The organism is Phytopseudomonas daroniae, assembly GCF_004327275.1.
Taxonomy (GTDB): domain Bacteria; phylum Pseudomonadota; class Gammaproteobacteria; order Pseudomonadales; family Pseudomonadaceae; genus Aquipseudomonas; species Aquipseudomonas daroniae.
The window spans coordinates 458,141-470,665 of sequence record NZ_QJUJ01000004.1 but is presented as its reverse complement, the minus strand read 5'-3'; the positions used below and the strand labels follow the sequence as shown (position 1 = coordinate 470,665).

Genomic DNA, 12,525 nt, shown 5'->3' with positions numbered 1-12,525 from the left:
GATCCCGTCCCTTCAGAAAACCGACCAGCCAATACGCTCGCTGAGCAACTCCAGCACGGCCATGCCGACCAGCGAGTTGCCGGCGGCATTCAGCTCCGGCGACCACACGCAGATGGTGTACTGCCCCGGCACCACCGCAACGATACCGCCACCGACACCGCTCTTGCCCGGCAGGCCGACGCGGTAGGCGAAGTTGCCCGCCTCGTCGTACAGGCCGCTGGTGGCCATGATCGAATTGACCTGCTGGGTCTGCCGTGCGCTGAGCACCTGTTCGCCACTGTGTTTGCAGAAACCGTCATTGGCCAGAAAGCAAAAGGCCCGCGCCAGGTCGATGCAACTCATGCTCAGGGCACAGTGGCTGAAGTAGTTGCGCAGCACCGCCTCGACATCGTTGTGGAAGTTGCCGAATGACTGCATCAGGTACGCCATGGCCGCGTTGCGCGCACGATACTGGTACTCGGAATCGGCAATGCGCCTGTCCACCGATACATAGGCATTGCCCGACAGACGCCGGACGAAATCGCGCATCGATAGCGCCGGAGCGGCGAAACGCGACTGGTTGATATCGCAGACCACCAGCGCCCCGGCATTGATGAAGGGGTTGCGCGGCCGGCCGCCTTCCAGCTCCAGTTGCAGCAGCGAATTGAATGGTTGCCCGGACGGCTCATGACCAAGGCGCTGCCAGATATCTTCACCACTGTGCTGAATCGCCTGCACCAGGCTGAACACCTTGGAAATGCTCTGCACGGAAAACGCCGTCTGCGCGTCACCGGCATGGAATAGCTCGCCATCATTGCCATACACCGCAATGCCCAACTGATTGGCCGGCACATCGGCCAGCGCGGGGATGTAACTGGCCACCTTGCCCTGACCGATCAGCGGCCGGGCCTGCTCGAGAATCTCGTTCAACAACGCTTGCATGGGTGCACTCGCAGTTCTGTCCGGCGCTGCCGGATCGATGATGGCTAGACGTTTGCCAAGGCGCAGGAATCACGGCGGGATCAAGACGCCATGATGCACAGTGGACGCATCTCCCGGCAAACCTGGCGAGGGATGTGACGAGTCCTTGCGGTCCTCAAGCGGACGACGCAGGATGGACGCCAACCACCCACTGGAGGATCTGCCGATGACCATTCGCATCCCCGTCGAAATCCGCTCCGTCACTGCCGCTGATCACGCCGCCTGGCTGCCGCTGTGGCAGGGGTATCAGCGCTTCTACATGACCGAGATCGATGCCGAAACCAGCGCCGTGACCTGGCAACGCTTCCTCGACCCGGCCGAACCGATGTTCGCTGCACTCGCCTGGCGCGACGGCGAAGCCATTGGCCTGGTGCACTGGATCTACCACCGCTCCTGCTGGACGACCGGCGATTACTGTTACCTGCAGGATCTGTTCATCGCCAGGGACGTGCGCAGCAACGGCGTCGGCCGACAGTTGATCGAGCACGTCTACACCGTCGCCCAGGAAGCCGGTTGCTCCCGCGTGCACTGGCTGACCCACGAAACCAACGCCAAGGCCAAGCTGCTCTACGAGCGCATCGGCGAGCGCTCGGGGTTCGAGCAGTATCGCAAGCTGTTCTGACAAGAACGAAATTGCGGTCGCGCCACAGGTTCTGCTGATTGGCTGCAACCCTATCGCGCCGAGGTCGGCGCTCCTATACGGGCTTTGGCTTGCCGCGATCCCGTAGGAGCCTGCTCGCGGGCGATTGGTGGCCACGCTGCATGTTGTCCTGAAGGACTGCAATCACCTGGCACACGCCCAGCGGCCTCCCCGAGAATGTTGGCATGCAAAGCGCATCCCTTCTGCGATCATCGTTTCGATAAGTCTCTACCCATGAACAAACTGGACAATGCGCTGCTGAATATCCTGATCAAGGATTCACGCACCTCCTTCGCCGATATCGCCCGGCAACTGAACATCTCCCGCGCCCACGCCCGCACCCGGGTGCAGGCGCTGGTGGAGAGCGGGGTGATCGAAAAATTCACCGCCGTGGTGAACCCGGAGAAGCTCGGCAAGGGCATCTCCACCTTCGTCGATCTGACCGTGGCGCCACACGCCATCGAGGCTGTCGCCGAGCGGCTTTCCGCGACCATGGAAGTGGTCAGCCTGTACATCATGAGCGACCTGAAAAGCCTGCACATCCATACCCTGACCGACAGCTACGAAACCTTCGATGCCTTCGTCCGCCAGCACATCTTCAATCACCCGGAAATCCTTACGGTCGACTGCAAGGCGCTGATGACGCGGGTCAAGCATCGGCGTGGCGGCGCGCGCCTTTGAAGCGAAATGGCCAGGCCGGCGCACTGCGTTAAAAGCGTGCCGCCGGTACGTTTTGGTGCACAACTGACATTCGCACGCTCACCACGGCCCTGCTTACCGGAACGTACCCAGATAGCTGACATGACCTGACAAATGTTCAGTATTCCTGGCCCTGGCTGCCGTTTCGTCACCTCACCAGCATCACCTGCGCCTGTTTTTTGTGCGATCCATTTCTTTGAACACTACAAGGTAAAAATATTTATCCTTTTAAATCATATAGTTAAAATAATTTTCTCCTGGCATGGCAGTTGCTGAAGGGTCTCCTAAAGCGACTTTACATCCGGCAGGCAAACGCCCGCCGTAATAGCCACAGTGAAAGGAGAATCCCCATGAGCCTCAATCGACGTAATTTCATCGGCGCCGGCGCCCTCGCGGCAGGTGCTGGTTTGGCTCTGGGCGCCAGCGGCGTGGCCAGTGCGGCAGTCAGCGACAAGACCTTCAACTGGAAGATGACCAACGCCTACGCACCAGGCTCGCCGTTCTACGTGCAGGGCCCGGGCAGCCCCACCGACTTCTGCAAGCGCGTCGAGGAAATGTCCGGCGGCCGCCTGAAGATCCAGCACTTCGCCGCCGGTGAACTGATTCCCGCGCTGGAGGGCTTCGACGCCGTCTCCAGTGGCATGGTGGAAATGAACGCGGCGAACGCTTTCTTCTGGGCCGGCAAGATCCCCGCGGCCCAGTTCTTCACCGCCGTGCCGTTCGGCATGAACACCCAGGGCATGAACGCCTGGCTGTACAACGGTGGCGGCCTGAAGCTCTGGGAGGAACTCTACGAGCCCCACGGCCTGGTACCGATGCCGATAGGCAACACCGGCACGCAGATGACCGGCTGGTTCCGCCAGCCGCTGGAAAACGTCGATAGCCTCAAGGGCCTGAAGATGCGTATCCCGGGTCTGGCCGGCAAGGTCTACAGCGAGCTGGGCGTGGCCGTGCGTCTGCTGCCGGGCGGCGAGATCTTCCCGGCTCTGGAACGTGGCGTGATCGATGCCGCCGAGTTCGTCGGCCCCTACCAGGATCGACGCATGGGCCTGCACAAGGCGGCGAAGAACTACTACACCACCGGCTGGCACGAGCCGACCAACGTCACCGAGCTGATCATCAACAAGCAGGCCTGGGACAGCCTGCCCGCCGACCTGCAGGCGATCGTGCGCACCTGCGCCCAGGCCTGCAACAACGACAGCTGGTCGTGGTGCGACGCGGTCAACGCCGAGGCCCTGCAGGATCTGGTCAACAACCAGGGCGTCATCGCCCGACCACTGCCGGACGACATCATCAAACGCCTGCACGAGGTCACCCGCGACACCCTGTCGAGCATGGCCGCCGCCGACCCGGCGACCAAGAAGGTCTACGAGCACTTCTTCGCCTTCCGCAAGCAGTACATCTCCTGGGCGTCGGTGAGCGAGAAGGCCTTCATGAACATCGGGATGGACGAGGCATGATGTATTTCGTCACCCGTATCGAAGGACTGGTCGAGGCACTGGGCGCCATTGCCCGGGCCTGTGTGCTGTTACTGGTGCTGCTGGTGTCTTTCGATGTGCTGATGCGCTATCTGTTCGACCTCAGCCCGGTCGCCCTGCAGGAGCTGGAGTGGTACCTGATCTCGCCCATCGCCCTGCTCGGTATCGCCTACACCCTCAAGCACCGCCAAGACGTGCGCGTGGACTTTCTCTACGAGAAGTTCGGCGTCAAGACCAAGGCGGCGGTCGATCTGTTCAGTGGTATCGCCACCGCAGCGATCGGCTTCTACATCGCCCGCCTGGCGTTCAATTACACGATGCAGTCCTACAACATGGGCGAAGGGTCACCCGACCCAGGTGGCTTGCCCTACCGCTTCCTGATCAAGGCCTTCCTGCCCCTGGGTTTCGCCCTGTTCGGTCTGCAAGGTGTGGCCGACAGTCTGCGTGCCCTGTGCACCCTGCTCCAGCCCGCATCGCCCAGAGAGGTGCGCGCATGAGCCCCAACGAATGGCTGGCCATCGCCATGGTCATCGGCTTCTTCGCCATGATGATGGCGGGGGTGCCGGTGGCCATTTCCCTGGCCGTGTCCGGTTTCGTCGCCGGCATGATCGGCTTCGGCCCGATGCTCTTCGCGCTGTTGCCGGCACGCATGTTCGGCGTGGTCAGCAACTACACCCTGCTGGCGATACCTCTATTTACCTTTATGGGGGTGATGCTGGAGAAGTCCAGGGTCGCCGAAGACATGCTCGACACCATCGGCCGCGCCATGGGCGGCCTGAATGGCGGCATGGGACTGGCGATCATCCTGGTCGGCGTGCTGCTCGGCGCCTCCACCGGCATCGTCGGCGCCACCGTGGTGACCATCGGCCTGCTGACCCTGCCCACCCTGCTGCGCCGTGGCTACAACAAGACCATCGCCTGCGGCACCATCTGCGCTTCCGGCACCCTGGGCCAGATCATTCCGCCGAGCCTGGTGCTGATCCTGCTGTCGGACATCCTCGGCCAGTCGGTGGGCTCGATCTTCGCCGCGGCCTTCATCCCCAGCCTGGTGCTGGCGCTGATCTACGTGGCCTACATGCTGGTACTCGGCTGGCTGCGCCCGGACTGGGTGCCGGCGATTCCCGCCGAAGAGCGCGCCCTGACCAGCCGCAAGCAACTGCTCAAGGACATGGCGCGTAGCGTGCTGCCGCCCCTGCTGCTGGTGATGGCGGTACTCGGCTCGATCATCGGCGGTGTCGCCGCCCCCACCGAAGCGGCCTCCATGGGCGCTCTCGGCGCGCTGATCATCGCCGCCTGCGCCGGCCGTCTGAGCTGGCCGACACTCAAGGCCACCTTGCATGGCACCCTGACCATCAGCGCGATGATCTTTCTCATCCTGCTCTGCTCGCAGCCCTTCTCCCTGGCCTTCCGCGGCCTCGGCGGCGAGGCGCTGGTGCACGATATGTTCACCATGCTGCCAGGTGGCGAGCTGGGCGCGATCCTGTTCCTCATGGCGGTGCTGTTCGTGCTCGGTTTCTTCCTCGAGTGGATCGAGATTTCCTATATCGCCCTGCCGATGTTCCTGCCCGTATTCATCGCCTACGACACCAATCTGGTGTGGCTGGGCATCCTGGTCGCGCTGAATCTGCAGATGTCGTTCCTTACACCTCCGTTCGGCTGGGCGCTGTTCTTCCTCAAGGGCGTCGCGCCACCGGGCATCAGCACACGGGACATCTACATTGGCGCCTTGCCGTACGTGTTCCTGCAGATGCTCGCCGTGGCCGTGGTGTTCTGCTTCCCGGCCCTGGCCACCTGGCTACCTGCCGCCATCGGTTGGTAGTGCCCTCGCTGTAGCAGGCCATTGAAAAGCGTTGGCGAGGCAGCCAGCGCAAGGCAAAAATAGGCGAAAAAGCGGAGTTTACGTGTTGTAAATGAGCATTTTGATCGGACTCGCGCCCGAGCCTGTTTTTTAACGCCGCGATGGCAACGCAGGTAGTTTTTCAACGGCCTGGTAGCCGCGCCGGTATTATCGGCACGGCTATCACAACAACGACAAGGACATCCCATGCTGAAAAGCACCCACGCCACGGGCGGCCTGTTCGTCGCTCCCCACCATCTTGCAGCCCAGGCCGGGCGCGACGTGCTCAAGGCTGGCGGCAACGCCGTGGAAGCGATGGTCGCCGCAGCGGCGACCATCGCGGTGGTCTATCCACACATGAACGCCATTGGCGGCGATGGTTTCTGGCTGATCCACGAGCCGGGCAAGCCGCCGCTGGCCATCGATGCCTGCGGCAGCAGTGCCGTCTTCGCTGACCGCGACTTCTACGCCGGCCACGCGCAGATTCCCAGCCGCGGCCCGCTGGCCGCGCTGACCGTGGCGGGTACCGTCGGCGGCTGGGCCGAAGCGCTGGCGCAGACCGCCCACTGGGGGCCAGGCATTGCCCTGCCCGACCTGCTGGCCGACGCCATCGGCCACGCCCGTCGCGGTATCGTGGTCAGCCGCAGCCAGGCGCAACTGACCCAGAGCAAGCTGGCCGAACTGAAGGATGTACCCGGTTTCGCCGAGGTCTATCTGAACGACGGCCTGCCACCTCGCGAAGGCGATCTGCTGCGCCAGCCGGCCCTGGCCGAGACCCTGCAACGCCTCGCCGACGCCGGGCTGGACGACTTCTACCGTGGCGAGCTGGCGACGCGCATGGCCGCCGACCTCGAGCGCCTGGGCAGCCCGCTGCGCCTGGCCGATCTGCAGGCGTATCAGGCCCGCGTGGTCGAGCCGCTCAGCGTGCGCCTGCAGGACGCCACCCTGTACAACATGCCGCCGCCAACCCAGGGACTGGCCTCGCTGCTGATCCTCGGCATCTTCGAACAGCTCGGCATCACCCAGGCCGAGGGCTTCGCCCATGTGCACGGGCTGGTCGAAGCGACCAAGCAGGCATTCCTGATCCGCGACCGCGTGGTGACCGATCCCGGCCGCGTCCCGGAGGATCCACAAAGCCTGCTCGACATCGCCAACCTGCAACGCCTGGCTGCCGCCATCGATCCGCAGCAAGCGCTGCCCTGGCCGCAACCGGCCGCGCCGGGCGACACCATCTGGATGGGCTGCATCGATGACCAGGGCCGTACCGTCAGTTTCATCCAGAGCGTGTACTGGGAATTCGGCTCCGGGGTGGTGCTACCGTCTACCGGCGTGGCCTGGCAGAACCGTGGTATCAGCTTTTCCCTCGATCCCGCCGCGCTGCAGAGCCTGGAGCCAGGGCGCAAGCCGTTCCACACCCTCAACCCGGCCCTGGCGCTGTTCGACGATGGCCGCACCCTGAGCTACGGCACCATGGGTGGTGAAGGTCAGCCGCAGACTCAGGCGGCGATCCTCAGCCGCTACCGCCTGGGCAGCGATCTGCAGGCCGCGGTCAGTGCACCACGCTGGTTACTGGGGCGCACCTGGGGTGATGTCAGCACCACGCTCAAGCTGGAAAACCGCTTCCCCGCCGAGCTGGTCGAACGGCTGCGCCAGGCCGGGCATGTGGTGGACGTGCTGGACGAGGCCTTCAGCGACACCATGGGCCATGCCGGCGCCCTGCTTCGCCATCCCAACGGCGTGCTGGAAGGTGCCGCCGACCCGCGTAGCGACGGCAGCGTCTGCGGACTTTGATAAAGGACTCGCCAGACAGGCGACCGTTGGTTGCAGGCACGCGATAGGAAGGCCGATCAGCCCCGTTGCGGTGGACGTCGCTTTTCACGTCCACCGCAACGGTGGATCGGTGAAGCGTGATCCACCCTACACGCTTTGACGGATACCAAAGCCCCGTAGGAGCCGGCTTGCCGGCGAAGCGATTTCACCCTCGACACGAGGGTGAATTTCGCCACCGCCATCGCCAGCAAAGCTAGGCGCCCCCGCAGCTCCTACGTTGGTTCTCTATGTCGGGCGATCAGTCCTCGGTCTTCCAGTTCTTGCGGCTCATGTAATCGCGGGTTTCTTTGACCACGATGCCCGAGAGCAGCAGCAAGCCGATCAGGTTGGGCAGGGCCATCAGGCCGTTGGCGATATCGGAGAAGGTCCACACCACTTCCAGCGAAGTGACCGCACCCACGAATACCACCATCGAGAAGATCAGCCGGTACGGCATCACCGCCACCCGGCCCATCAGCCGCTCCATGCAGCGCTCGCCGTAGTACGACCAGCCGAGAATCGTGGTGTAGGCGTAGACCAGCACGCCGATGGTCACCGTGTAGATGCCCCAGCCGCCGCCAAGGCCCTGCTCCAGGGCCCAGGCGGTCATTGGCGCGCCTTTCAGGCCTTCCTGCGTCCAGGCACCGGTGACGATGATCGCCATGGCGGTGAAGGTCACCATCACCAGGGTGTCGAGGAAGGTCTGGGTCATCGACACCATGGCCTGGCGCACCGGCTTGTCGGTCTTGGCCGCGGCGGCAGCGATGGCGCCGGTACCCAGGCCCGACTCGTTGGAGAAGATACCGCGTGCCACGCCCATCTGCACCGCCAGGATAATGCTGGAGCCGAGGAAGCCACCAGCCGCTGCACTGCCGCTGAAGGCATCGGTGAAGACCAGGGTTATCGCCGCCGGCAACTGGTCGGCGAACACCACCAGCACGGCTATGTTGCTGATGATGTAGAGCACGATCATCACCGGCACCACCGCCGCGGCGAAGCGGCCGATGCTCTTGATCCCGCCAATGATCACCACTGCCGTGGCAATGGCCAGAACCAGACCACTGACGGTCGGCGAAATGCCCCAGGTGTCCTGCAACTGGTGCGCCGCGGTATTGGCCTGAACCATGTTGCCGATGCCGAAGGCGGCGATAGCGCCGAAAATCGCGAAGGCGATGCCCAGGCTCTTGCCCAGGGTGCCACCGACGCCACGGGTCAGGTAGTACATCGGCCCGCCGCTCTGCTCGCCCTTGGCATCGGTGACCCGGTACTTCACACCCAGCAGCGCTTCCGAGTACTTGGTGGCCATGCCCACCAGGCCGGTCATCCACATCCAGAACAATGCGCCGGGGCCGCCGATACCGATGGCCGTGGCCACCCCGGCGATATTGCCCACACCAATGGTCGCCGCCAACGAGGTGGCCAGGGCCTGGTAGTGGGAGACGTCACCCGGTACGTCGCCCTTTTCCTTGCGTTTGACGAAGGCCAGCCAGAAGGCATGGCCGAGCACGCGAAACTGCAGGCCACGCAGGCGAATGGTCAGGTACAGGCCGGTGAGCAGCAACAGGGGGATGAGCAGGAATGGCCCCCAGATAAAGCCACTGATGGCCGAAAGCACAGCGAGAAGTTGTTCCATCGAGGATGTCCTTTTTGTTCTATCCATTGCGGCTCGTGGCCGGCAGGAACGGCGCCAGGGCTGGTAAGCACCAGTACCGAGAGAGTGAACGCAGATGCGTCCGTGCAACGTCAGATGGTGTCGTTACGATCACCTGGGACGTAACAAAATGTTTGGCGAATCAACCAATTGCGACGCGGGCGATTGTCGCCAGGACAGCAAGGCTATAACAACTTGCTCCCGAAGGGATCCGAAAAAACGGGAAATTTCGCTGCTGGGTTGCACTGAATCAGGCATTCACCTCGCTTATCCGCCCTATGCCAGGCGTTCGTCAGCAGGGCTACGGCGCTCCACCGGAGTAGTCGATCAGCCCAAAGTCGCAGTCGCCGTTGTTACAGTGACTGGCAGCCGCTCAACCAAAGCCCCCAGCACGCCAAGGAGTAGCGCCGCGGGCTTTGCACGGCTGGCCATCAGCATCCCGTCAGCTTCGCCTCACGGCGCTCGCCCGGAAAGAAGAATGGCCGCAGGCGCACACCCACGCCATTACCGATGAACGCTGCCACCAGCCACAGCCAGCCGTGCAGACTGCCGGAGGCGATGCCACTGAAGTAGGCGCCGATATTGCAGCCATAGGCCAGGCGCGAACCGTAGCCGAGCAGCAGGCCACCGATTACTGCACACAGCAACCTCAGTGGCTACCCTACCACCCCACCAGCCTTCACAAACCAACTGAGCCGCGGGGACAAAGTGTCCTCAGAACACCCCGTCACGGGCCATCGGCGGAGTGAACAGACCCGCAGGGTCACGGCGCACCGAGCCTTCTTCGATCTCGGCCGCCTCGACGACCTCGATCTGCTCACCACTCAGGGCTTTCTGTACGCCTTGCTGGGTCAACACGCTGGACAGAATGGCTTTGCCGGAATCGGTGAAGTCATAAACGCTGGACGAGCCCTGTAGCGGCACCGATGCCAGGCGCTGGCCCTGGCTGTCGAACACTTCAACCGTGAGAGCGTGGGTCAGCACCACGCCCATGAAGCGCTCGCTTTTCCACTCGCGCACCCGAATCGACAGCAGCATGGCATCCGCGGACGATGCCTGACGTACCCCGGCAGCGACACCATGGGCGGCCACGCCCTTGCGTTCGAAACCACCCAGCAGCGACTGCTGCAGCTCCTGCGCCAGCGGATCGCCGGAGCGGGTATTGACGTCATAGGGGATGTAATAGCTGCCGCGGGTCAGTCCCACGAAATGGCCCTTCTTGTTGCCGGAGAGTACATAGGGGCGGTCATCGATCACCTGCACTTCGACGGTCTTGGCGAACGCCTGGGGAACTGTCGGGTAGGCATGGGCATAGTCGATCTTGCGGCCGTTGGAGCAGGCAACAAGGCTGAGCAACAGCATGAGAAGAGTGCAGCGACGCAACATGGAATGTCCTTATAGAGAAGGTCGACTCGGCACCCGATCACAGGCGCCTTTTGGCGGATAGCCAACCGCTATCCGGGAATGCTCGCGGTGGCCGTGCCACGCGCGCGGCGCATGGTGCAAAAGCCTCCTGGACATTGCAAGCGACCTCGACGAAGCGGACGACGGCATGCAGAAAATTGCGATGCACGCACCAATTGCCGGGCAAAAAAAGGGAGCCTTGCGGCTCCCAGAGGTAAACGGTAGCTGGCTGTCAGCCTTCGATCTCGATCAGCACTTCACCCGGGTTGACGCGGTCGCCCTTGGCCACGTGTACCGTCTTCACGGTACCGGCGATCGGCGCCTGCACTTCGGTTTCCATCTTCATCGCCTCGGTGATCAGAACGGCCTGACCGGCCTTGACGGTGTCGCCCTCCTTGACCAGCACATCGACGATATTGCCCGGCATGCTGGTGCTCACATCGCCCGGCGCGCTGGCGGTGCGACGCTTGCCTCCACCGCCGCCGGCGACGTAGTCGTTGAGCGCTTCGAATACCACCTCTTCCGGCATGCCGTCGATGGACAGGTAGAAGTGCCGCTTGCCCTCGCCCTTCACGCCGACGCCGGTGATATCCACGCGGTAGCTTTCGCCATGCACATCGATGATGAACTCGGTCGGCACGCCCGCACCGCCCACCGCCGCCACGCCGCTGCCATCGAGAATCGGCAGCAGCACTTCCGGCTGCAGGCTGCCGGCTTCGCGCTCTTCGAGGAACTTGCGGCCGATGTCCGGGAACATGGCGAAGGTCAGCACATCCTCTTCGGATTTGGCCAAGGCGCCGATCTGCCCGCGCAGCTTGTCCATTTCGGGCTTGAGCAGGTCGGCCGGGCGCACGTCGATTACCTCTTCGTTGCCGATGGCCTGCTTGCGCAGTTTCTCGTTGACCTTGCCCGGCGCCTGGCCATAACCGCCCTGCAGATACAGCTTCACCTCGTTGGTGATGGTCTTGTAGCGCTCGCCAGCGAGCACGTTGAAGAACGCCTGGGTGCCGACGATCTGCGAAGTCGGCGTGACCAGCGGCGGGAAGCCGAGGTCTTCGCGCACCCGCGGAATCTCCGCCAGCACTTCGTTCATGCGGTTCAGCGCGCCCTGCTCCTTGAGCTGGTTGGCCAGGTTGGAAATCATCCCGCCGGGCACCTGGTTGACCTGTACCCGGGTGTCGACCGCGGTGAATTCGCTTTCGAACTGGTGGTACTTCTTGCGCACCGCGTGGAAGTACATGCCGATCTCCTGGATCAGCGAAAGATCCAGGCCGGTGTCGTATTCGCTGCCCTTGAGCGCGGCGACCATCGACTCGGTACCGGGATGACTGGTGCCCCATGCGAAGCTGGATATGGCCGTGTCGATATGGTCGGCGCCCGCCTCGATGGCCTTGAGCTGACACATCGAACCCAGACCCGCCGTGTCGTGGCTGTGGATAAATACCGGCAGATCGATCTCGGCTTTCAGCGCCTTGACCAGATCGGCCGTGGCGTAAGGCGTGAGCAGACCGGCCATGTCCTTGATGGCGATGGAGTCGATACCCATGGCCTGCATGGCCTTACCCTGGGCGACGAAGGCCTCGATGGTGTGCACCGGGCTGGTGGTATAGGCGATGGTGCCCTGGGCGTGCTTGCCGGCAGCCTTCACCGCCTCGATGGCGACGCGCAGGTTACGCACGTCGTTCATGGCGTCGAAGATGCGGAACACGTCGATACCGTTCTCCGCCGCCTTGGCGACGAAAGCGCTGACCACATCATCGCTGTAGTGCCGGTAGCCGAGCAGGTTCTGCCCGCGCAGGAGCATCTGCAGGCGGGTGTTGGGCAACGCCGCACGCAGCTCGCGCAGACGCTCCCACGGGTCTTCCTTGAGGAAACGCACGCAGGCGTCGAAGGTCGCGCCGCCCCACACTTCCAGCGACCAGTAGCCGACCCGGTCGAGCTTTTCGCAGATCGGCAACATGTCTTCGGTGCGCATGCGTGTGGCCAGCAGTGACTGGTGGGCGTCGCGCAGGATGGTGTCGGTAACCGTGATCTTTCTTGTCATGGT

The 12,525-nt window shown here is 63.3% G+C and carries 10 protein-coding genes and 1 pseudogene; 6 read left to right on the top strand and 5 right to left on the bottom strand.

Annotated elements, in window-relative coordinates; translation table 11 throughout:
• Positions 1-12: 12 nt before the first annotated feature.
• Positions 13-921 carry a glutaminase B gene (glsB, locus tag DNK10_RS12960; RefSeq protein ID WP_131179306.1) on the bottom strand — a complete coding sequence of 303 codons (909 nt, stop codon included), beginning with the start codon at positions 919-921 and terminating at the stop codon, positions 13-15.
• 205 nt (positions 922-1,126) lie between these two features.
• On the opposite strand from glsB, the gene DNK10_RS12955 reads away from it, so the two are divergent.
• The 6 genes from DNK10_RS12955 (at position 1,127) to DNK10_RS12930 (ending at position 7,405) form a co-directional block, all read left to right on the top strand.
• The gene (locus tag DNK10_RS12955; RefSeq protein ID WP_207389970.1) at positions 1,127-1,582 is read left to right on the top strand and encodes a GNAT family N-acetyltransferase; all 456 of its coding nucleotides are present in this window, start codon (positions 1,127-1,129) and stop codon (positions 1,580-1,582) included.
• Positions 1,583-1,834: 252 nt separating this feature from the next.
• Positions 1,835-2,281, top strand: a complete 447-nt coding sequence (locus DNK10_RS12950; RefSeq protein WP_070881064.1) for an Lrp/AsnC family transcriptional regulator — start codon at positions 1,835-1,837, stop codon at positions 2,279-2,281.
• Positions 2,282-2,649: 368 nt separating this feature from the next.
• Positions 2,650-3,759: a TRAP transporter substrate-binding protein gene (locus DNK10_RS12945; protein WP_131191835.1), complete on the top strand. Its 1,110-nt coding sequence runs from the start codon at positions 2,650-2,652 to the stop codon at positions 3,757-3,759.
• Positions 3,756-4,274 (top strand): TRAP transporter small permease subunit, encoded by a 519-nt coding sequence (locus DNK10_RS12940; RefSeq protein ID WP_131179308.1) that lies wholly within the window; start codon positions 3,756-3,758, stop codon positions 4,272-4,274. The genes DNK10_RS12945 and DNK10_RS12940 overlap by 4 nt, the downstream gene beginning before the upstream one ends.
• Complete coding sequence (locus tag DNK10_RS12935; RefSeq protein ID WP_131179309.1) at positions 4,271-5,596, top strand: TRAP transporter large permease; 1,326 nt, start codon at positions 4,271-4,273, stop codon at positions 5,594-5,596. The genes DNK10_RS12940 and DNK10_RS12935 overlap by 4 nt, the downstream gene beginning before the upstream one ends.
• Before the next feature lie 225 nt (positions 5,597-5,821).
• Positions 5,822-7,405, top strand: a complete 1,584-nt coding sequence (locus tag DNK10_RS12930; protein ID WP_131191834.1) for a gamma-glutamyltransferase family protein — start codon at positions 5,822-5,824, stop codon at positions 7,403-7,405.
• 277 nt (positions 7,406-7,682) lie between these two features.
• On the opposite strand, the gene DNK10_RS12925 is transcribed toward DNK10_RS12930, so the two are convergent.
• From DNK10_RS12925 to oadA, 4 genes and pseudogenes are all read right to left on the bottom strand, one after another.
• Positions 7,683-9,056: an alanine/glycine:cation symporter family protein gene (locus DNK10_RS12925; RefSeq protein ID WP_207389966.1), complete on the bottom strand. Its 1,374-nt coding sequence runs from the start codon at positions 9,054-9,056 to the stop codon at positions 7,683-7,685.
• Between the two features lie 449 nt (positions 9,057-9,505).
• Positions 9,506-9,721 (bottom strand): annotated as a pseudogene (locus DNK10_RS12920) (YeeE/YedE thiosulfate transporter family protein); the annotation flags it as partial.
• Between the two features lie 67 nt (positions 9,722-9,788).
• On the bottom strand, positions 9,789-10,460 hold the full coding sequence (locus DNK10_RS12915; protein WP_131191833.1) for a hypothetical protein: 672 nt from the start codon (positions 10,458-10,460) through the stop codon (positions 9,789-9,791).
• A gap of 250 nt (positions 10,461-10,710) precedes the next feature.
• A complete protein-coding gene (oadA, locus tag DNK10_RS12910) occupies positions 10,711-12,522 on the bottom strand; it encodes a sodium-extruding oxaloacetate decarboxylase subunit alpha (protein WP_131191832.1) in 1,812 nt (603 codons plus the stop codon).
• Between the last annotated feature and the right edge of the window lie 3 nt (positions 12,523-12,525).